This window comes from Sphingobium sufflavum, assembly GCF_021403115.1.
In the GTDB taxonomy this organism is placed as follows: Bacteria; Pseudomonadota; Alphaproteobacteria; order Sphingomonadales; family Sphingomonadaceae; genus Sphingobium; species Sphingobium sufflavum.
The window spans coordinates 348,025-366,837 of record NZ_JAJSSH010000003.1; the positions used below are offsets into that span (position 1 = coordinate 348,025).

Below are 18,813 nucleotides of genomic sequence, written 5' to 3' on the forward strand. Positions count from 1 at the left end.
AAGGTTGGACGAGGCGGGTTGCATCGCGCGCCTGCTGGAATGGCATGACGCAGACCGCAAGATCGGCCCGCTCAAGCAGTTGCAGGGGCTGATCTGGGCGGAGGGTTATGCGAATCGCGCCTATACCGGTCATGTTTATGATGATGCGGCGGCGGGGTTGTGGCGCTGGCATGGAGCGGGCCTATCTCTCCATGTCTATTCCTCCGGCTCCGTGGCGGCGCAGAAGCTGTTGTTCGGCTGGAGCGATCATGGCGACCTGACCCCGTTATTCACTGGTCATTTCGACACGGCGATCGGCGGCAAGCGGGAGGAGCGCGCCTATCATGCCATCGCCGCCACGCTGGGCCTGCCGCCCCACGACATCCTGTTTTTGTCGGACACGCCGGAAGAACTGGCTGCGGCGCGCGGCGCTGGCCTGTCCGTGATCCTGCTGGCGCGGGATGGCCAGCCGGTGACCGATGCCTATCCGGTCGCGACCAGTTTTGACGACATCCTTCCTCTGGACATCGACGCATGAGCTATACCCCGCTGGACGAGGGGAGCGTTGCCTCCTTTCTCGCCACGATACCCACCATCGCCAAACGACTGGGCGGGTCGCCGGACCAGTGGACGGTGCGGGAAGTGGGTGACGGTAACCTCAACGTCGTCTTCCTCGTCACCGGGCAGGAGGGCGGCGTGGCGGCCAAGCAGGCGCTCCCCTATGTGCGGCTGGTCGGGGAAAGCTGGCCGCTGCCCCTGTCGCGCGCCTATTATGAGCGGCTGGCGCTGGCCGATCAGGCGCGGTGGGCGCCGGACCGCGTGCCCGCGCTGTTGCACCATGACGATGTCATGGCGCTGACCGTCATGGAACTGCTGCGGTCCCATCGCACTCTGCGCGGCGCGCTGGCCGAGGGGGAGCGATATCCGCTGCTTGCCGGGCATCTGGCGGAATTTCTGGCGGATACATTATTCTTTACATCGGACATCGCCATGCCGGTGGTCGAGAAGAAGGCGCGTATCGCCGCCTATCTGGGCAATACGGCGATGTGCCGGATCAGCGAAGACCTGATCTTCGACGAGCCTTTCTTCGATGCGCCAATGAACCATCATACGCCGGGACTGGAGGATGTGGTTGCGGCCTTTTGCGTGGACGTGCCGCTACGCTTGGCCGCGCAGGGGATGAAGGCACGCTTCCTCGCCGCGCCGGAAGCGTTGCTGCATGGCGACCTCCATACCGGTTCGGTCATGGTGACAGAAGCGGACACGAAGATTATTGACCCTGAGTTTGCCTTCTACGGTCCCATCGGTTTCGATGTCGGCATGCTATTGGCAAACCTGTGGATGGCCTGTCTCGCGCAACCCGGCCAACGGCCCGGCAGGAGCATGGATGGCTTGCTGCTCGATCAGGCAGCTACCCTTTGGAATGGTTTTGCGACCCGTTTTGCGGGGCATTGGCGCGCGTTGGAACGAGATGCGGATCATGGCTCGCTCCATGCGCTGGGCCGTGGGGACGCCGATCTGCGTGAAGCGGCGATAGCGGAGCGGCTGGCGGCGATCTGGCAGGATGCGCTGGGCTTTGCGGGGTGTGAGGTCATCCGCCGCATCCTCGGCCTTGCCCATGTTGCGGATTTCGAGACTATTGTGGACGAGGCAATGCGCGCAGTGTGCGAGCGGCGGGCGTTGCATCTTGGCTGGGCGCTGCTCGTCGAACGGGATGCCTTCCCGGACGCGGCGGCCGTGGCGCAGGCCATATTGCGGGAGTCGGCCGGCGCATGAAGATCGCGGGAGAAAGTAGCCGGTCGATCTGGCTGGAGGAGGACGGCTGGACAGTCGGAATCTTCGATCAGCGCCGCCTGCCCTGGGCGCTGGAAAGGATGTGCCTGCGCACCGCCGATGACGCTTTCTACGCCATTGCCGACATGGCGACGCGCGGGGCGCCGCTGATCGGGGCTGTGGCAGCCTATGGGCTGGCGCTGGCGTTGCGCGTGGACGGCGGCGATGCGGCGCTGGAGGCGGCCTTTGCACGGCTGGCGACGGCGCGGCCGACCGCTATCAATCTGTTCTGGGCGTTAGAGCGCGTGCGGCGCGTAGTCGCGCCTTTGGCGTCGGACGAACGCGCCGCCGCTGCCTACGCCGAAGCGGCGCGATTGTGCGATGAAGATGTGGCGGTCAACCGGGCCATCGGCGACGCGGGCCTGCCGCTGATCCGCGAGATTGCGCGAGCCAAGGGCGGTGCGCCCGTCAATATCCTGACCCATTGCAATGCGGGCTGGCTGGCGACGGTGGATTGGGGCACGGCGACCGCGCCCCTCTATCGCGCGCATGACGAGGGGATAGGCTTGCATGTGTGGGTGGATGAGACGCGCCCCCGAAATCAGGGCGCGCTGACCGCATTCGAACTGGCGGAGCATGGCGTGCCGCACAGTCTGATCGTGGATAATGCGGGCGGCCTGCTGATGCAGCAGGGACAGGTCGACATGGTGATTGTCGGCACCGACCGGGTGACCGCCAATGGCGATGTCTGCAACAAGATCGGCACCTATCTGAAGGCGCTGGCGGCACAGGCGCATGGCGTGCCTTTTTATGTTGCACTACCGTCCGGCACCTATGACCCCGCGACGCCGGATGGGGGGAGCGTGCCAATTGAGGAACGATCCGGCGACGAGGTGTGCTTCATCACCGGGCCGGACGATGCCGGTGTGCCAACGCGGGTCCGGGTGACGGGATCGCCTGCTCACAATCCGGCATTCGACATCACCCCGACTGCGCTGGTGACGGGTTATGTGACGGAGGCGGGCCTGCTGGCCGGACCGGCCGATCTGGCACGGATGTTTGCCCTGTCGACGGAAAAGGTCTGAACCTCGTTTAGCGTTGCCAGCCGCCGCCGAGCGCGAGGAAAAGGTTGATCTGGTCCTGCAAAAGCTGCGTCTTCGCGCCGGCGTTCTGCGCCTGTGCTGCGGCGAGGCTGCGTTGGGCGTCGAGCAGGGACAGGAAATCGCCGCGGCCGAAGCGGAACAGTCGCCCAGCCTGCGCGGCGGACAATGCGGCGCTGGTCTGCGCGCGCGAAAGGGCATCGGCGCGTTGGGCGTTGCGGCGATAGATTTCCAATGCGCTCTCCGTTTGGCGTAGCGCCTCCAGCACCGTGCCGTCGAAGGTGGCGAGATCGGCCTGTATCTGTGCATCGGCTCCGACGATTCGGGCGCGGACGATGGGGCGGTTGGGAAAGCTCCAGTTCAGCAAGGGACCGAAGCTGAACCCGACGGCGGTGCCCGAACCCAGTGTCCGTAGTGGTCCCGTCAACCCGACGGATCCGCCGATGCTGATTTGCGGATAAAGGTCTGCCATGGCGACGCCGAGCCGCGCGGTGTCCGCTGCGATGGCCCGCTCCGCTTGCCGGATGTCAGGACGGCGACGGATGAGCGCCGCGCCATCGCCCACCGGCAGCGGTTGCGCCAGCGACGGCAGGGTAGCGCAATCTGCGACGTCGGCGGGATAGTCAGCGGGAGGACGGCCAGTCAGTGTGGCGAGCAGGTATAGCCCGGTCTGTCGCTCCGTCGCGAAGGCGGGTAGGGTCGCCTCGCTGCTTTCCACTGCCGAGCGCGCGCGACTGACGTCGAAGGCGGTGCCGCGCCCGCCGTGTGCAAGGCGCTGCGTGGCGTCGAGCGTCCGGCGTTGCAGGGTGACGATCTGTCGGTTCACGCCCATCGCATAGTTGGCGGCGCAAACCTGCGCATAGGCTTTGGCGGTCGCGGCGGCGACGCCAACGCGCACATAGTCACGCGCTGCGACGCTGGCCTCCACATCCGCCGTGCTGGCCTGAATCGCGCGGCGGATACGGCCGTTGAGATCGAGCGGATAACTGGCGCCGAGGCCGAGATCATAGCCGACAGAGCCGGGCAAGGTCGCTCCGGTGGCGGAGGGACGGGCGAGGCTGACGTCGCCTTCGACAGACGTGTTGATCGTGCGGCCGGCTTCCGCCTCTCGAAGGATAGCCTGTGCGCGGACGATGGTGGCGTCGGCGACGCGCAGGTCGGTATTGGCGGAGAGTGCCTGCTCGACCAGCGCGTCAAGACGCGGGTCTTTATAGAGCCGCCACCAGTGGTCGGGGAGCGGTGCATCTATGGTAAGGGGTGATCCCTGCGCCGAGTGGAAAGCGTCCTGCGCTGCGGGCAGGGTGGCGGCAGACCGGGTCGACGGATGATAGTCCGGCCCCGCCGTCGCGCAGGCCGTGAGGGTCAGGGCGATCAGGGGTACGAGATGGCGGTTATGCATGGCGGCAGCGCCCCGCCGAGGTCATCGGTTCGACGCTGACCGTGGCTGTGCGGCCCGCGATCAGACGGATGTCCGATGGCACTGTGCCCAGCTTCACACGCACCGGGATACGCTGGGCCAGACGCACCCAGGAAAAGGTTGGCTCGACCGTCGGGAGCAGATTGCTGCTATCACTGCGGCTGCTGTCGTTGATGCCATAGGCGATGCTGTCCACCCGGCCATGCAGGTCCGTCGCCTCGCCCATCAGCCGCACCATTACCGGCGCGCCGATGCAGATGAGCGGCAGCTTCGTTTCCTCGAAATAGCCCTCGACGCGGAGGCTGTCCCGGTCGACCAGCGCCATTGCCTGCTTGCCCGCCGCGACATAGTCGCCGGGGTGGAGGTCGAGGTTGGTGACAGTGCCGTTCACGGAGGCAAGAACCCGCGTGCGGCGAAGGTCCAGCGCGGCACCCTCGCGAGCGGTGATGGCTTCGGCGAGGGCGGCCTGTGCGGTGGCGACGCGGGCGACATTCTGCTCATGCGCTTCCGCAGCGACCAGATCGCCCAGCGCGAGGTCGCGGGTCGCCTCCCGCCGTGCCTGGTTGAGCGTGGCGCGGGCGCTGGCAATGCGGGCGTTGGCCTGATCCAGAGCCAGCGCATAGCGGGGCCGGTCGATGATAAAGAGGAGATCGCCCGCCCGTACCGCCTGATTGTCCTGCACGGAGACGCTGGTGACGAGGCCGCCGATGTCGGGTGTCACCCGCACCACATCAGCGCGCACCCGGCCATCTCGCGTCCAGGGGCTTCGCTCATAATGGTTCCACATCCACAGCGCGACGAGGATGGCGAGGACCACGATCAGGATGGTGGCGGCGCTGCGGATCAGCGGGGCGATCAGGCGGTTCATAGACGATATCCCAGGAACGGAACGAGCCAGGCGAGGAGGCCAAAGACCAGAATGAACAGGCTGGGGTCGACCAGCGCGCGATAGGCGACGAAGCGGTAAAGGCCGAACGCGGCGACGATCCGCGTTAATCCGGCGGACAGGATCAGCGCCGCGATGGCGAGGAGGAGGAGGGTGGGCACGAAGACCCCACCGATAGCCGTTTCACCGATCATGCCGCCGCCTCCCGATAGCCCGGTGCAGCGGGGAAGAGGTTGCGGCGCAGGCTGACGAGGGCGAGGGTCGTCTCGCGCCGGATCGTGCCACGGGGGTTGAACGCGACATCGCGAATGGCGCTGTCGATATGGGCGAGAAGGGTGGGAGATGCGGGTGCCGGGTCTGCCGGATCGAGGCGGCCATAATGGAGGCCGACCTCGCGCAGAACGCCGGTCAGCGGCGCGGCTTGGTCCATCGGCATGGCGAGGCGAAGCTGGCGCAGTTCGCCGATGGCGACGCCGGTGCGCAGGTTACGCAACGCCTCATCAAGGATGTGGCCGCTGTCCTGCCCGGTCGCGGCGACACGCGGGGCGAGCAGCGCCACCCGATCCAGCATGCGATTGATCCAGCCGCGCACGTCGGGTGCACGCATCAGATTGCTGCGCGTGGCGATGTCACGCCAGCCCGCGCGCACCGTCCGCCGGATCGCCGCCTGCGCGCCCGCCGATTGCAGCAGTCCGACCATGACAAGGGCATACCAGATGCCGACGAGCTGTGCGATGGAGCCGTTGGCATAGGATGCAAAAGCGTTGATATAATGATCGGAGATCAGAGCGGGGCTGCCCAGCCCCAACATGGCGGCGAGGGCGATGCCGCCATAGCGGGGTGATGCGGATAGTGCCGCGCCAATCAGCACGACGGGTGCCATGACCGCGATGAACATCGCAAATCCATCGACTCTGGGCAGAATGGCGAAACCATAGAGAGCGCCGACAAGCACAGCAATCAATGTGCCGGTCATGAAGGCGCGTAGCGGTACGGCGGGGTTGTCGCTGGCCGAGAAAAGGGCCAGGAAGACGCCAGCCAGCATGACGGCGGTGCCGCCATCCTGCCAGCCGCTGTATATCCAGATGAGGCAGCCCAAAAACAGGGTGATGAAGGCACCGACCGCTCCACGCAGCGCGCCTGCATAATCGCGGTGCAATTCCCGGTTGCGGCGCCCCTCTAATAATTCGGCGACACGCATCGTCACGGGCTGGCGGCTATGGGTGACCATCTGGTCGTAAAGGTCACGGCAGTCGCGATGCGCGGCGATGAGCATGGCGAGGCGCGCGGTGAGACTGAGGCGCAGCATCTCCTGCCATGTTGTCGCAGGGCCAACCCTGGGTTCCAGGATAGTGCAGCGGGTGCGCAGATCCTCCGCCCTGGCGGTGCGCGCGGTAAGATCTTCTCCCGGCGTGGCGAGCCAGTCGCGCGTGTCGGCGATCAGCCCCGCGATCGCGGGGGGTACACCGCCATAATCGCGCAAGGAAGCGAGGCGATCCTGTAACGCTGCGCCCAAGGGTAGCAGCAGCGATACCTGGTCCTGCAAAGCTCGAACGGTGCGGACGCGCGGCGCGATCCGTGAAGTCTCGAAAGGAAGGTGGACGGAGAGTTGATGCAGTTCGGTCACGTCCTGCGCCAGCCGTCGCCGTTCAGCTTCTAGCCCCGCTGCCGGTTGCGGGGCAATGGCGTCGCGGGACCAGCGTTCCGCATCCAGCAACATGCCACGCACCCGGCCCAGCAGCATGTCGGTGATGGAGCCGGGCAGCACGAAGCCATGGACCAGCCCGGCGCAGGCGATGCCCACGCTGATTTCTTGCACGCGCAGCGCCGCGATGGTGAAGATCTGGTCGGGTGTGTCGACGCTCGGCAGGCCGATGATGCAGGCGCTATAGCCCGCAAGCACGAACATGTAGGAGCGTGGCGTGCGGTCGAGCAGCGAGACGAACACGCACAAGGCCAGCCAGAGGGCGAAGGCCAGTGAGAGCAACTCCGGCGCGTTGACCAGTGTCGGCACCATCGCCACCGCAGCGATGGCGCCCACGAATGTCCCAATGACGCGGAACATTGCCTTGGAGAGGACCGCGCTGGCCAACGGCTGTGCGACGATGAAGGATGTGAGGAACGCCCAATAGGGGCGCTCCAGCCCGATACTGAGCGAGACATAGAGGGCTAGCGCGGCAGCGGCCAGGCATTTGACCGCGAACAATGCTGTCGGGAGGCCGAACCGCGCGCCCATTTCAGGTCCGCCGTTCCGCGATGCGATCGGTCAGCAGGCTCATGACCCGCTGCACCGTTTCCAAGTCCCCGTCCGACAGGCCGTCTAGCAGACTGTGGCGCAATGTGCCCAGCTTTTCCTCTATCTGCCCCACCAGAGACTTGCCGGCAGGAGTCAGGATGAGCAGGTTGGAGCGACGGTCTTCTGGATGGGCTATGCGGTCGACAAGGCCCGCCGCCTCAAGCTGGTCGAGGGTGCGGACGAGCGAGGGCTGGCTGATGCCGATTTCGCGTGCAAGGTCGATCTGGCGCGCATCCGGGCCGAGTCGGTCGAGATAGATGAGGCACCAGCCGCTGGAGTTGGATACACGCAATTCCGCCAGCGCGGCATCGGCAAGCTGTCGCCACCCCTGCGCGACGGGAGCCATATAATGGGCAATCTGACGTTCGAGAAAAATGCGACTCATAATTATTAGATAGCTAACTAATTAATAATTCTCAAGTGAATCGAAGGGAGGGAGCCAAGGCTTGGAGAGACTAAGCGCATCGCTGGGCTGCCATCGTCAGCAAATGGGCTGGCGGTGGTTGGGCACCGTCCCGCCTGTCACCGCGCCATGATGAGCGCGCCAACGGGGCGTGGCTTGACCAGCCGGTGGCGTTGCTTGCCCAGATAGAGCGCCTCATCCGCCAGTCCGAGCAAATCCTCCAGTTCGGATCGGCGGTCGGTGACGACATAACCTACCGACGTCGAGATGGTGATCTGGTGTTCGCCGATCTCATAGGGAGTCGCAATGGCGTCCGTCAGTCGCTGCGCGAGCGCCTCTGCCTCATATTCCCGCGTGACGTCGAACTGGGCGACCACGAACTCGTCGCCGCCAAGACGGGCCGCAAGGTCGGTGTTGCGAATACAGGCCGATATACGCTGTGCGACTGCGACCAGCAGCGTGTCCCCGACGGGGTGACCATAATTGTCGTTGACCGGCTTGAAACCGTTGAGGTCCAGACAATGCAAGGCCGTCAGGTGTCGATCGTCGGTGCGGGCCATCCGTTCCTCGAAACATTCGCGCAGGGCGAGCCGGTTCGGCAGCTCGGTCAACACGTCCTGCCTTGCCATCTTCGCGCAACTGATCCGTAGGCTGACCTCCGCCGCGAATTTGGCGTGTCGACCTTTCAGGCTGTTGATCCCGCCGGCGAGGAAGGCTGTGGTGAGGCCCGCGAGCGCCCAGTAGATATGGTCATGGTAGGTAATGGCAGTAGCGATGGCGGGCGCTATGGCGACGATCATCGCGGGCACCGCTATCCACGGGCGTAGTCCCACGGTGGCCGCCACCCCGGCACCATAGCCGACCAGCAGGCAGATGGTGAGCATATGGACGTCAGAGGAGGACAGCATGAAGGCCCGTGCACCGAAAAGCCCAAGGCAAGTGGCAAAGGCCAGATAGGCAGCGGCAAACCGCTTCTCCAGCAACCGAGCCTTTTCGATGGTGAGATGGGCGTCAGACCCGGCCCCGGCAGCATGGATGGTCACCACCAGCCGCACCACCGACGCGCAGCAGCCCAGGATGAGGATGGTCATCAGGGGCAGGTCGCTATGGTGGGCGACGATCGTAATGCCGACAAGCGCAAAACCTGCCGACATGATGATCGTTGGGACTACCGCATCGAACAGGCTGCGGATCAACTCTATGTTCGTGGAATCGGAGATCGCGATGCGACCCTTCCGTGCGCCAAATTTCATCTACTCTCTAACCCTCGCCCGACGAAGGCGATGCGACCCGCCTTGGCATCGCTCTTAACCGTGCCCTGTATAAATCCCGTAAAACATGGTTGCACGGACGTACCGATCTCGAGGCGAACCGCATGAGACATCGCGTTTTTGTGCAAATTCTGGCATGATAATCGCTTCGTTCGTGACAGGGAGACCGCCATGGAATTCGCCCGGATGATCGCAATCGCCACCTGCCTTTCGGTAACGGGAGCGGCACAGGCCACAGGGCCTGCCACCCCCTTTCCGCCGGGTTATGAGAAAGCTTATGCCGCCTATATTGCCAGTCTGCCCACAGAGGCGCGCAAGCTGGTCTGGCTGGTGAAGCTTAACCAGGTGTCTAGCCAGCCCCGTTCGCTGAAGTTGGGCGCCACGACCGTCGTGTATCTGTTCGGATGCAAGAGTCATTATTGCGACACGGATCAGGCGAATGTCTTTCTGCTGCCCGACAGGAAGAGTGCCCTTGCGGTTATCAAGGTTAACGGTGTGCAACGGCTGGTCGGCGGTGCTGGTTCGCGAGAGGCTGCCTGTGTCGTCAAGCTGGATGCATCGGACGGTGTCGCTTCGGCCTGCTAGGCTGTCGATATGCATGACTCCGACCAGGTCCGGGTGGCGAGAGAATCTATCTTTTTGAAGGGTGGCTTTTCGTCATATGGATCTCTGGCCCCTACGCATCATTCCTGCCCCCAGTCGTCACTGGCAGTCGCCGTTTGCCCTTCGTGCGGCTGGTCAGGTGGAACTGTCGACAACGGTCGCAGCGATAGGGACGCAGGATGAGGCCGGATCGCTGGATCGCAGCCAATGCCTCCGCCGCCGATGCGTAGCGTGCCTTGCGCAGGCAGATACTCAGCCGGGTCCGCATGGGCGGCCCTACCGATTGCGGGCGGCGATCAGGCGGAGATAGGCGTCGACCACCGCCTGGTTGATCGGATCCCATTCATAACGGGACGCTTCCTGTGCTGCCGCTGTCGCATGGGAGGCACGTAAGGCGGGATCACGGACATAGGATTCCAGCCGGTTGGTAAATTCGGTGATCGAGCCTGGCTCGCACAGAAAGCCGGTGGTACCATGGTGGATGATGCTGGCGCTGCCTGTTGCCCGCGCACCCAGCGCGGGCACGGCGCAAGCCATCGCCTCCAGCGTGACATTGCCGAACGTTTCTGTTTCCGAAGGGTTGAACAACACGTCCATCGCCGCCACCGCGCGGGCGAGGTCGGCCCCCGCCTGAAATCCGGTGAAGACCGCGCCCGGCAGCCGCCGTTCGAACCACTCGCGGGCCGGACCATCGCCGACCACCAATATGCGATGGGGAACGCCCCGGCGGCGGAGTGCGTCGATGGTGTCGGAGAAGACGTCCAGCCCCTTCTCCATCACCAGTCGGCCGAGGAAGCCGACTACGACCTCCTCGTCGCCAAAACCCTGCGCGCTGCGCCATTCCGCGTCGCGGCGATCGGGATTGAAGACGGCCCGGTCGATGCCGCGCGACCAGATGGAGATGTCATAGTTCATCCGCTGTTCGCGCAGCACTTGCGCAAAACTCTCCGACGGAGCGACCAGCGCGTCGCAGCGGCGATAAAGGCGGCGCAGGATCGCCGCCATCACCGGCTCCAGGAAGGAGAGGTTGTAATAGCGGAAATAGGTTTCGAAATGGGTGTGGACCGACGCCAGGACCGGCAGGTCGCGGTCGCGCGCCCATGTTACGGCGCGATGTGCGGCAGGGTCCGGGCTTGAGATATGCACGATATTGGGCGCAAGGGCGCGAAGATCGCGGCGCACGCGTGGAGAGAGGCCCATAGGGATGCGATATTCGGCCCGACCGGGAATGGAAATACTGGGCAGGCCGATGAGGTCGCCCGTCGCCACAAAGGCCGGCTCTGCCACCACGGGCGAATAGATGCGTACCTGTGCCCCCTGTCGCAGCAGGTAGCCCACCAGCGAATTGAGCGCGCGATTGGCGCCGTCGCGAACATAATTATAGTTGCCGCTGAACAGGGCGATGCGAAGGTCTTTAACGTCCATCGCGACCCTATAGCGGCGGGGCGCCTCAAGTCCAAAGCGGAACCGCATGACGTGACAGAACGTCCATCCGGTGTGACAGGAGGGACGCATATGGCAAAGGAATTTCCTGAGGGCGCAAAGGTTACATGGCATTGGGGCGCGGGCACCGGCGAAGGTGTGGTATGCGAAAGATTTGAGCGAAGGGTGCAGCGCACGATCAAAGGCACGCGCATCGTGCGCAACGGCACGGGAGACAATCCCGCCTATCTGGTCGAGACGGACGATGGTGGGCATGTCCTGAAACGTGGATCGGAATTGTCGGCGAGCTGAGACGACGCTATGGCCGGTCATGGCCTCTCTCGATCTTCGCGTCGACGCATTGTTGACCGGTACGCCTCGCCCGATTGGCGGAGGTGTGATGAGCGCGATGGGCAAAGTGCCGGTGGCGGGGCCTGTGCGGATCGACTGGTTTGGACTGGCGGGAGATGCGGTCGCCGATCCGATCCATCATGGTGGGCATGACAAAGCCATCCACCTGTACCCTACGGACCATTATGGCTGGTGGCGCGAGCGGTTGGGCGATCATCCGCTGCTGGATACGCCGGGGGCGTTCGGAGAGAATATCGCGGTGTCAGGTGCGCTGGATGCGGACTTTTGCCTGGGCGATCGTTTTGCGCTGGGCAGCGCTCTGCTGGAAGTCAGCCACGGTCGCCAGCCCTGTTCCAAGCTCAACCACCGCTTTGGCAAGCAGGATATATTGGCAACAGTAGTCAAGACGGCGCGGGCAGGATTTTATCTGCGCGTGATCCGCACGGGGGAAGCCAAGGCAGGCGACCGGATGACCCTGACCGAGCGCCCCTTGCCGGACTGGCCGATGACCCGCCTGTTCGACCTGCTGATCGCGGGCGGGCACAAACGCGACCCACGAGGCGTTGCGGCACTGGCGCGGATGGCGGTGCTGGCGGAAGCCTGGGCGAGCCGGGCACGGCAATTGGCGGGGTAGGAAACGATTCGGCCATAGTAATGGCTGCTTGCACGGGTGATTTACTGTTCGGCGGTTTTTTTCCTGCGCGGTTTTGGTGCGGGCGCGCTGCTTTCAACGATTTCCGGCTTGTCGATAAGCAGGTGCGCGCGCCCCATGGCTTCGTGGAAGAGTTCCACGCAGACGCTGATGACGCCTTCTTCAGAGACTTCGGGATTCTCGATCCATGCGAGGATCAACTCATCCATGAGGTCCAGCCATGCTCGGCAAACGAGTTTGTGGACGGAGGGTGGCGGAGACGATGAGAAAAAGCTGAGGATCAGCAGCACGCCGTCGAGCCGTGATTCTTCGGAAACCGCGACGATCCTGGCATGCAGGCCGCCCCTTGCATGATTGGTGTGCGCTTCGCCGCGCTGTCGGAACACCTGCATATGCACTTTTATAAACTTGCGCAGTCGCTGCTCCGGAGAGCCGGAAGCCGTCGCGGCAACCCGTTGCTCGTGCAATTCCGCGACGAACCGCGAATATACTTCGACGTAAAAGTCGAGCTTCGTGTTGAAGTAATGAAACAGAAGCCCGCGAGCTACCCCCGCCAGGTTGCTGATCTCATCGACCGAAACGCTATCAAAACTATGGTCGAAAAACAGCGAGGCGCCTGCTTCCAGAAGTTTGGTGCGCGCTATGACGGATTTTGAGCTGCTGGCTTTTTTTGACATGACCAAGGGTCAATAAACAAGCCTTTGGCTGGTGGCTAGATAAAAGTCACGATCAGTGACCTGTACCAGATGACGCTTGCTGATGGGCGAGATGCAGGAATGGCGAGCTGCGTGGAGGGCAGGCGCATCCGCAGCACAGGATTTTATTTGTTAACTGATAGTCAATTTATAGATAGCAGGGATCAACAACTGGATTGGATCCTGACGCAAATGCTCCCGGATAGCGGAGAAGACAGGCCAAGGCTGGAAAGAGTTTTAAGAAAGGAGAATCGCGGCTCGCAAGTAAACGTCTCCTAGAATTTCTAGAAGGCTCGGCCTCCAAGGAATTCCATCGGGTTGAAAGCGAAGGCTGCCTTCTCTCGGGCGATGATGGAGAGGAAAATGATGTTGCTGACGACAGTGGCCCACTGATTTCCTGTCCTGCGGCCTCGACCGTTTGACAGCTTCTCCAGCGTGCTGACCTGCCAGAATTCATCTTCGCGAAGTGGTGGCCTTTCGAGGCGTCGCCGGTTGCCGGGCTTGTCCATGCTGCCGGTCCTGATCTTTCAAAACGCATCATCCGCGACTGGCCTCGGCGGAGCCTTCGGTCTCGCCTGTCTGCGGCGTGCCGGCACGCCTGCAAGGGATATAATGACATGGAGAGAAACGGAATGAACATTATCCACGTACCGCAAAGTTCGGCGACGAGCTTTGTTGACGTGGCACGTTCGCTGCAACCCTTGCTTGCAGAGCATGCTGCCCAGACAGAGCGCGACCCCAAGGTGCCGAATCTCGTAATAGACGCCATCGCTGATGCGGGGCTTTTTCAGATGGTAAAGCCCCGGCGATCCGGCGGTGTGCGGCAACGCAGATCGAAATGTTGGAAGTGCTGGCTGAACTCGCGAAGGGTTGCATGTCGACGGCGTGGGTCGTGGGCCTGATCGCTGGTGTAACAGGGCTGGCAGGAAGCATGCCGCCGGCCATCCGCGATACGATCTTCGTCACCGGGAACGAGCGGGTTTTCGGCGTCACCACTCCGACTGGCATCGCGACGCCCGTTGATGGCGGTTATCGGGTGTCCGGGCAATGGGGTTACGCCTCCGGTTGCCTTCACGCTGATTGGGGCGTCCTGGGCGTACGCTTTGCAGAGGGTAGTGAAGGAACGCCGAAGGCGGCGTTCATCTTCTTCCCGCTGGATGCGGAGGGCGTGTCCATCATCGACACCTGGTATGTCGCCGGTGTTCAGGGGTCGGGCAGCAATACTGTGCGGCTGGACGATGTCTTCATCCCTGCCCACATGATCTTCGATCCGACGGATGAGGCGCGCAACGATTGGCTTGGCGCCGATCTTATCGAGCCGCGCGACCGCTGGATTGACGAGGTGCTCGTCCCGCTCGGTGTGATCGGTCCCTCCATCGGTGCAGTCGAGGCGATGGCTGACATCGTCACGGCTAATATCAACCGCAAGAATGTGACGCATTGGAAATATCCGATGCAGAGCGACTCTGAGGTTCTGTTGGAACAGCTGGGCTTGGCGCGCATGGAGGTGGAGGCGGCCTGGCTTCACTTGGGACGTGCTGCGGCGATCAACGACGTCGTGGCGCAGGAGCGCGCGGTGACGGGGCATGAAAAGGCCCGTGCGCAGGCGGACTGCGGCTATGCGACGATCCTCATGCGGTCCGCAGCGGACCGGCTGATGGACATTGCGGGGTCGTCCGCCTTTGCCTCAGCCAGCCCGCTTCAGCGTTTCTGGCGGGATGTCAGCGTTGGTACGCGCCATGCATTCCTGAACGCCCATGCATCGCTGGAACTCTATGGCCGGATCCACGCCGGAAAAGAATCGAACAACATTCAGTTCAATTACGCATAAGCAATAAAGGATAACTTATGTCTTCCGCGCATTGGCATTCCAAGGACAATTACCGCAGCATCTGGATGTATCTCTACGATGTTCCGCATGAGATAGCCTATGTCGATGCGGGCGGCATCCGTACCCGTTATCTCACCGCAGGCGACAAAGGCGCGCCCCCGCTGATCCTGCTGCACGGCACCGCGTCGAGCTTCGAGACCTTCTGTGCGAATATTGAGGCGCATGCGAAGCATTTCCGGGTTTATGCGGTGGACATGATCGGTAACGGTTTCACCGACAAGCCGGATCATCTCAATTTCGCGCCGGTCTATGTCCAGCACGTCAAGGACTTCATGGCCGCGGTGGGGATCGCCCGCGCCTCGTTCTTGGGCGTCTCGCTCGGCTCGTTCGTCGCTGCGAAGCTGGCACTCGATACGCCGGCTCTGGTCGATAAGATCGTCATGGCCTCACCCTTCGGCCGCACGCTGCCCGAACCCACCGGGGAACCGACCAAGCTCGACGAGATGCGCGCCGCGCGTATGCGGATCGTCGACAATCCGACGTTCAAGGACGTCAAAGCATTGCTGATTCCGCTGATCGAAGACGAGATCGACCGCATCAACGATCTCGCTGCCATCCGGCAGGCAATATATCTGCAGCCCAACATCGCCAAGGCCATGGCGAATATCTGGGACACGTATGAGCCTACGGTATTTAATCGCCATGCGCTCGACGAGGTGTCGTTGCGCGCGATCCAGGCGGAAACGCTGATCATCTCGTGCAGCGACAGTGCCGACGAGTTCCTCGTCAATTCCGCGCTCTATGACGAACTGATCCCCAATTCTCACTTGGTCGACATCAAGAAGGCATCGCACTGGCCGCATTGGGAGCAGTCCGGCGAGTTCAATGCGATTCCCTGCCCGACGTGATCCAGCGCGAGGAGGGGCAGAAGGTCGTTGCCGTGACGGTCGCGGCGCCAACTCCTGCGCAGGATGTTGCGCCTATCATCGTATCCGTTCCGCCGCCGGCCAGCGATCCGGTCCAGGTGGCGTCAGTCGCGGCTCCCGCGCCATGGGGACGTCTGGAGGATAAGATCAAGATCAGTCCCCTCGCCGCACGGATCGCCAGGACCAGAAATATCGACCTTGGCCCGAGCAAGGGGACTGGCCCGGCAGCAGGCCGGATCGTTCGCGCGGATCTGGGCATAACGCCGCGCACAACGGTAGCTCCGGTGACGATCGCTGCACCCGTGGAAGCCGTTGCGGTGGTCGAGCCGGTTGCGGATGTACCGCACGAAATGCTCAAACTGTCGGGCATGCGCAAGACTATTGCCCGGCGGCTGACGCAGTCGAAGCAGCAGGTGCCGCATATCTATCTGAGTGTCGATGTTCGTATCGAGGCCCTGCTCCCGCTGCGTGCCGATATCAACGCTGGGCTGGCCGCGCGGGAGATAAATGTGTCGGTCAACGACATGGTGATAAAGGCGCTGGCCCTCTCCCTGATCGAAGTGCCTGCCTGTAATGTGCAGTTTGCGGGCGACCAGATGGCCCAGTTCAAGCGGGCCGATATTTCAGTCGCCGTTTCCATTCCCAACGGCTTGATAACCCCGATCGTCAAGGGTGCGGACACGAGAAGCATCTCCGGCATCGCCAGCGAGATGAAGGATCTGGCCGCGCGCGCCCGCGACGGTAAACTCCAGCCACAGGAATATCAGGGCGGCACAGCCTCCCTGTCCAGTCTGGGCATGTTCGGCATCAAACAGTGCCAGGCCGTGATCAATCCGCCGCAGGCCATGATCATGGTGGTGGGCAGTGGAGAACTTCGCCCGATGGTCACCGCAGGTGGCAGCGAGAACCAGACGATATTGGCCGCCACGGGCAACTTCGATCACCGTGCGATCATTGGAGCGTATGCCGCGCGCCTGATGCAGGCGTTCCGTCAATTCATCGAGGAGCCTCTCACTCTTGTGGCATGATTGTGGTCGGTGGGAGGTGGCCACTGGGCTGGCATCGCCGGGAGTTTATCATCCGGCGATGCCAGCCGCTGGCTTTACCACAAAGGGCGTTGCTGGAGTGCCGCCCGCCGGTCCCGCAACAGCCGGTCCCGTTCCTGCGCGGTGATGGTCGGTGTATCCTTGGGTAGGGATTTGCGCACGTCGGCGACCTTGACCTTGCGCACGGTCGGCACCGGCTGGCTGGAGCAATCCGTCCATCGCCCCTGAATGGCGCCGGTGGCGAAACCGGCCGTGTCGAGCCAGTTGGGCACGCCCGGATCGCGTGCGGACACGATGATGCGCAATATGCCGTCCTTGTCGGCGGGGGCCTGCGCTGCATTCAGGCTGCTATGGTTGTTGTACCAATCGGTTGTCTCGTAAATATCGTTGGTCAGAATCAGCGAGCGGTAGCCGCACCGTTCCGGCAGCGGGGCTTCCACGATCAGCGCCTCATCATCCTTCAGCGCATAGGCGCCTTCATAATAAAACTGCCCTTTCAGGCCGCCGAGTTGCGTCATGTCCGCGCCGCGCAAGCTGTTGACGATGCCGTCGGCGCGCAATTTCTCGACCCGGTCCACCAGCAGGGGAGCGATAAAGCCTGCCGATACGGGAATGGAACGTAGCTTCTCCTCCAGCACTGCCGCAGACGGGCGGGGACGCGGTGCGGGAATGTCCAGCCTCTCAATGGAAAGTGTCGGCTCGATCTCCTTGCCCCATTCGGATCCTACCATGCGGACCAGCAGCATGGTGGATGAGGGGTCGAGTTGCCACCAATCCCCCTTATAGCCTTCCGGCTTGGTCGGGCTGAGGATCACGTTATAGCGCCCCTCTGCATCGACGGGCAGCGCATTGAGGTCATGGACCGGCCGGATGCCACCCAGATTGACCTGTCCCGCGACCTGCTTGGGGCGCGGGCCGCCCTCCGCAATGCGAACCAGGTTCATCGACCCGCGCCGCCCACGCAGGCGATAGGTGCCGCCGGGTGCGATCTTGGCGGAGCGGTAATTGGTGTCGGCATTGGGCTGGCCGGTCGTGATATAATTGCTGATCTGCGGAATGAAGACCGGATGGTTGGGGTCCGCCGCGAGTGCGTCGATGCTGGCCGCCGCGACCGCGGACAGGGCGAGGCGGCCCACCTCCTGCCGGATTTGCGGATCATTGCGCTGTTCGACCGGCAGGCGGGCGAGGATTGCGTCTGGCAAGCCGCGCAGGCCATCAAGGAAATCGGTCCAGCCCGGCACGGAAGCGGTGGATGATGGGATGGGAGCGGGAGATGGCGGAGTTGCGCGCGCGCTCCAACTGGCGGGGAGAAGAACGGCGCCAAGCGCCATCAGGGCCGCGCCCTTGAGGACAGGACGGATATGCATCGTCATTCTCTCCCATCAATTTCTGGCGATCATGCGGTAGCTGCCATGACCCTACGCCGGATACCCATTAAAGACCTTGTGGGCGTGAGGTTTATTGCTTTGACTACTCTATCGGTTGAGATTGACAAGGTGACACTGGAACGCGGGATGTGAGAGTGGCTGGACGCTCGGAAAATTGCCTGATGTCGATAATTTTGCGGGAGAGTGCGGGTCAGCCTTGGGGGCCTGTAGCTTGCGGTCCAGTGATAGACTCTCCAGCGTTTCGAACGGACGGCGATGACGGGTAATTCCCGCCATCCCTGAACGGCGAACGGGGGTGCCAGCCGTGCGGCCTGCGGTTCGTAGATGGTGACGACCACAGTGTCGGCGCAATCCTGCGCCTGAGCGAGGGTGGTGGCGGGATCGTCGAGATAATAGAGCATTTCGCACAGGGTGGCGACGTCATAGCGAGGCAGGGGAAGCGCGGTGCGAAGGCGGGTGAGGTCGCCCTCCCGATAGGTTGCGCCGGGCGCCTGGATCGCGGCGCGGCGCAGGGCGTTGGCGGATATGTCGATGCCGGTGACATGGCGAGCGAGGGTGAGGAAATGGCGGTCTGGTGGCCCTCGCCGCAGCCGATTTCCAGCAGCGTGTCGATGGCGGGGCAGTGGGTGGCGATGATGGCGTTGGTCGCGGTGAAGCGGATCTGTTCCGTTTCGCCTGCCAGATTCCACGGGTCCGCTTCATTATAAAGAGCGTCCAGAACCGCCGCGCCGCCGCGATATTGGCGGTGGCGGAGGGACCAGCGGCGGAGTTTCT

21 protein-coding genes are annotated in these 18,813 nt (G+C 63.1%); 9 read left to right on the forward strand and 12 right to left on the reverse strand.

Features of this window, described 5'->3' with window-relative positions:
* The first annotated feature begins 4 nt into the window (after positions 1-4).
* Genes mtnC through mtnA form a run of 3 tightly spaced genes read left to right on the forward strand, consistent with a single transcriptional unit; the run spans position 5 to position 2,837 of the window.
* Entirely contained in the window at positions 5-517 is a 513-nt protein-coding gene (gene mtnC, locus LWE61_RS07200) for an acireductone synthase (RefSeq protein ID WP_326490616.1), read from the forward strand.
* Positions 514-1,755, forward strand: coding sequence for an S-methyl-5-thioribose kinase (gene mtnK, locus LWE61_RS07205; RefSeq protein WP_234149360.1), 1,242 nt, complete (start codon positions 514-516; stop codon positions 1,753-1,755). Before mtnC ends, mtnK begins: the two co-directional genes overlap by 4 nt.
* Complete coding sequence (mtnA, locus tag LWE61_RS07210; protein ID WP_234149361.1) at positions 1,752-2,837, forward strand: S-methyl-5-thioribose-1-phosphate isomerase; 1,086 nt, start codon at positions 1,752-1,754, stop codon at positions 2,835-2,837. Before mtnK ends, mtnA begins: the two co-directional genes overlap by 4 nt.
* A gap of 7 nt (positions 2,838-2,844) precedes the next feature.
* Here mtnA and LWE61_RS07215 read toward each other — a convergent pair whose 3' ends face one another.
* The 6 genes from LWE61_RS07215 to LWE61_RS07240 all read right to left on the reverse strand — a co-directional run bounded on the left by LWE61_RS07215 (position 2,845) and on the right by LWE61_RS07240 (position 9,107).
* Positions 2,845-4,251 (reverse strand): efflux transporter outer membrane subunit, encoded by a 1,407-nt coding sequence (locus LWE61_RS07215; RefSeq protein ID WP_234149362.1) that lies wholly within the window; start codon positions 4,249-4,251, stop codon positions 2,845-2,847.
* On the reverse strand, positions 4,244-5,137 hold the full coding sequence (locus LWE61_RS07220) for an efflux RND transporter periplasmic adaptor subunit (RefSeq protein WP_234149363.1): 894 nt from the start codon (positions 5,135-5,137) through the stop codon (positions 4,244-4,246). The genes LWE61_RS07215 and LWE61_RS07220 overlap by 8 nt, the downstream gene beginning before the upstream one ends.
* Complete coding sequence (locus LWE61_RS07225) at positions 5,134-5,349, reverse strand: DUF1656 domain-containing protein (RefSeq protein WP_234149364.1); 216 nt, start codon at positions 5,347-5,349, stop codon at positions 5,134-5,136. The genes LWE61_RS07220 and LWE61_RS07225 overlap by 4 nt, the downstream gene beginning before the upstream one ends.
* The gene (locus LWE61_RS07230) at positions 5,346-7,391 is read right to left on the reverse strand and encodes an FUSC family protein (RefSeq protein ID WP_234149365.1); all 2,046 of its coding nucleotides are present in this window, start codon (positions 7,389-7,391) and stop codon (positions 5,346-5,348) included. Before LWE61_RS07230 ends, LWE61_RS07225 begins: the two co-directional genes overlap by 4 nt.
* 1 nt (position 7,392) lies before the next feature.
* Positions 7,393-7,836, reverse strand: coding sequence for a MarR family winged helix-turn-helix transcriptional regulator (locus tag LWE61_RS07235; RefSeq protein ID WP_234149366.1), 444 nt, complete (start codon positions 7,834-7,836; stop codon positions 7,393-7,395).
* Between the two features lie 137 nt (positions 7,837-7,973).
* Entirely contained in the window at positions 7,974-9,107 is a 1,134-nt protein-coding gene (locus LWE61_RS07240; RefSeq protein ID WP_234149367.1) for a GGDEF domain-containing protein, read from the reverse strand.
* Positions 9,108-9,296: 189 nt separating this feature from the next.
* Between LWE61_RS07240 and LWE61_RS07245 the strand changes: the two genes are divergently transcribed.
* On the forward strand, positions 9,297-9,710 hold the full coding sequence (locus LWE61_RS07245; RefSeq protein WP_234149368.1) for an inhibitor of vertebrate lysozyme family protein: 414 nt from the start codon (positions 9,297-9,299) through the stop codon (positions 9,708-9,710).
* A 91-nt stretch (positions 9,711-9,801) separates the two neighbouring features.
* On the opposite strand, the gene LWE61_RS07250 is transcribed toward LWE61_RS07245, so the two are convergent.
* Positions 9,802-9,996 (reverse strand): hypothetical protein, encoded by a 195-nt coding sequence (locus tag LWE61_RS07250; protein WP_234149369.1) that lies wholly within the window; start codon positions 9,994-9,996, stop codon positions 9,802-9,804.
* An 8-nt stretch (positions 9,997-10,004) separates the two neighbouring features.
* Complete coding sequence (locus LWE61_RS07255; protein ID WP_234149370.1) at positions 10,005-11,153, reverse strand: glycosyltransferase family 4 protein; 1,149 nt, start codon at positions 11,151-11,153, stop codon at positions 10,005-10,007.
* A gap of 90 nt (positions 11,154-11,243) precedes the next feature.
* Between LWE61_RS07255 and LWE61_RS07260 the strand changes: the two genes are divergently transcribed.
* Both LWE61_RS07260 and LWE61_RS07265 read left to right on the forward strand, forming a co-directional pair.
* On the forward strand, positions 11,244-11,462 hold the full coding sequence (locus tag LWE61_RS07260; protein ID WP_234149371.1) for a hypervirulence associated TUDOR domain-containing protein: 219 nt from the start codon (positions 11,244-11,246) through the stop codon (positions 11,460-11,462).
* An 88-nt stretch (positions 11,463-11,550) separates the two neighbouring features.
* On the forward strand, positions 11,551-12,135 hold the full coding sequence (locus LWE61_RS07265) for an MOSC domain-containing protein (RefSeq protein WP_407696201.1): 585 nt from the start codon (positions 11,551-11,553) through the stop codon (positions 12,133-12,135).
* Positions 12,136-12,176: 41 nt separating this feature from the next.
* Here LWE61_RS07265 and LWE61_RS07270 read toward each other — a convergent pair whose 3' ends face one another.
* Both LWE61_RS07270 and LWE61_RS07275 read right to left on the reverse strand, forming a co-directional pair.
* Positions 12,177-12,830 carry a TetR/AcrR family transcriptional regulator gene (locus LWE61_RS07270; RefSeq protein WP_234149373.1) on the reverse strand — a complete coding sequence of 218 codons (654 nt, stop codon included), beginning with the start codon at positions 12,828-12,830 and terminating at the stop codon, positions 12,177-12,179.
* A gap of 302 nt (positions 12,831-13,132) precedes the next feature.
* Positions 13,133-13,357, reverse strand: a complete 225-nt coding sequence (locus LWE61_RS07275) for a hypothetical protein (RefSeq protein WP_234149374.1) — start codon at positions 13,355-13,357, stop codon at positions 13,133-13,135.
* Between the two features lie 422 nt (positions 13,358-13,779).
* On the opposite strand from LWE61_RS07275, the gene LWE61_RS07280 reads away from it, so the two are divergent.
* The 3 genes from LWE61_RS07280 to LWE61_RS07290 are packed head-to-tail and all read left to right on the forward strand — an operon-like array spanning position 13,780 to position 16,633.
* The gene (locus LWE61_RS07280; protein WP_234149375.1) at positions 13,780-14,679 is read left to right on the forward strand and encodes an acyl-CoA dehydrogenase family protein; all 900 of its coding nucleotides are present in this window, start codon (positions 13,780-13,782) and stop codon (positions 14,677-14,679) included.
* A 17-nt stretch (positions 14,680-14,696) separates the two neighbouring features.
* The gene (locus LWE61_RS07285) at positions 14,697-15,587 is read left to right on the forward strand and encodes an alpha/beta fold hydrolase (protein WP_234149376.1); all 891 of its coding nucleotides are present in this window, start codon (positions 14,697-14,699) and stop codon (positions 15,585-15,587) included.
* Positions 15,584-16,633 (forward strand): 2-oxo acid dehydrogenase subunit E2, encoded by a 1,050-nt coding sequence (locus LWE61_RS07290; RefSeq protein WP_234149377.1) that lies wholly within the window; start codon positions 15,584-15,586, stop codon positions 16,631-16,633. Before LWE61_RS07285 ends, LWE61_RS07290 begins: the two co-directional genes overlap by 4 nt.
* A 74-nt stretch (positions 16,634-16,707) precedes the next feature.
* Here the strand turns inward: LWE61_RS07290 and LWE61_RS07295 are convergent, their stop codons facing one another.
* The gene (locus tag LWE61_RS07295) at positions 16,708-18,024 is read right to left on the reverse strand and encodes a hypothetical protein (RefSeq protein WP_234149378.1); all 1,317 of its coding nucleotides are present in this window, start codon (positions 18,022-18,024) and stop codon (positions 16,708-16,710) included.
* A 23-nt stretch (positions 18,025-18,047) separates the two neighbouring features.
* Positions 18,048-18,728 (reverse strand): class I SAM-dependent methyltransferase, encoded by a 681-nt coding sequence (locus LWE61_RS20915; RefSeq protein ID WP_407696202.1) that lies wholly within the window; start codon positions 18,726-18,728, stop codon positions 18,048-18,050.
* Positions 18,729-18,813: the final 85 nt, after the last annotated feature.

What these genes read in the sequence shown, in the direction of transcription:
- mtnK (WP_234149360.1), top strand. Translation starts at nt 514, where the DNA reads ATGAGCTATACCCCGCTGGACGAGGGGAGCGTTGCCTCCTTTCTCGCC.
- mtnA (WP_234149361.1), top strand. Translation starts at nt 1,752, where the DNA reads ATGAAGATCGCGGGAGAAAGTAGCCGGTCGATCTGGCTGGAGGAGGAC.
- LWE61_RS07215 (WP_234149362.1), bottom strand. Translation starts at nt 4,251, where the DNA reads ATGCATAACCGCCATCTCGTACCCCTGATCGCCCTGACCCTCACGGCC.
- LWE61_RS07220 (WP_234149363.1), bottom strand. Translation starts at nt 5,137, where the DNA reads ATGAACCGCCTGATCGCCCCGCTGATCCGCAGCGCCGCCACCATCCTG.
- LWE61_RS07225 (WP_234149364.1), bottom strand. Translation starts at nt 5,349, where the DNA reads ATGATCGGTGAAACGGCTATCGGTGGGGTCTTCGTGCCCACCCTCCTC.
- LWE61_RS07230 (WP_234149365.1), bottom strand. Translation starts at nt 7,391, where the DNA reads ATGGGCGCGCGGTTCGGCCTCCCGACAGCATTGTTCGCGGTCAAATGC.
- LWE61_RS07235 (WP_234149366.1), bottom strand. Translation starts at nt 7,836, where the DNA reads ATGAGTCGCATTTTTCTCGAACGTCAGATTGCCCATTATATGGCTCCC.
- LWE61_RS07240 (WP_234149367.1), bottom strand. Translation starts at nt 9,107, where the DNA reads ATGAAATTTGGCGCACGGAAGGGTCGCATCGCGATCTCCGATTCCACG.
- LWE61_RS07245 (WP_234149368.1), top strand. Translation starts at nt 9,297, where the DNA reads ATGGAATTCGCCCGGATGATCGCAATCGCCACCTGCCTTTCGGTAACG.
- LWE61_RS07250 (WP_234149369.1), bottom strand. Translation starts at nt 9,996, where the DNA reads ATGCGGACCCGGCTGAGTATCTGCCTGCGCAAGGCACGCTACGCATCG.
- LWE61_RS07255 (WP_234149370.1), bottom strand. Translation starts at nt 11,153, where the DNA reads ATGGACGTTAAAGACCTTCGCATCGCCCTGTTCAGCGGCAACTATAAT.
- LWE61_RS07260 (WP_234149371.1), top strand. Translation starts at nt 11,244, where the DNA reads ATGGCAAAGGAATTTCCTGAGGGCGCAAAGGTTACATGGCATTGGGGC.
- LWE61_RS07265 (WP_407696201.1), top strand. Translation starts at nt 11,551, where the DNA reads ATGAGCGCGATGGGCAAAGTGCCGGTGGCGGGGCCTGTGCGGATCGAC.
- LWE61_RS07270 (WP_234149373.1), bottom strand. Translation starts at nt 12,830, where the DNA reads ATGTCAAAAAAAGCCAGCAGCTCAAAATCCGTCATAGCGCGCACCAAA.
- LWE61_RS07275 (WP_234149374.1), bottom strand. Translation starts at nt 13,357, where the DNA reads ATGGACAAGCCCGGCAACCGGCGACGCCTCGAAAGGCCACCACTTCGC.
- LWE61_RS07280 (WP_234149375.1), top strand. Translation starts at nt 13,780, where the DNA reads ATGCCGCCGGCCATCCGCGATACGATCTTCGTCACCGGGAACGAGCGG.
- LWE61_RS07285 (WP_234149376.1), top strand. Translation starts at nt 14,697, where the DNA reads ATGTCTTCCGCGCATTGGCATTCCAAGGACAATTACCGCAGCATCTGG.
- LWE61_RS07295 (WP_234149378.1), bottom strand. Translation starts at nt 18,024, where the DNA reads ATGACGATGCATATCCGTCCTGTCCTCAAGGGCGCGGCCCTGATGGCG.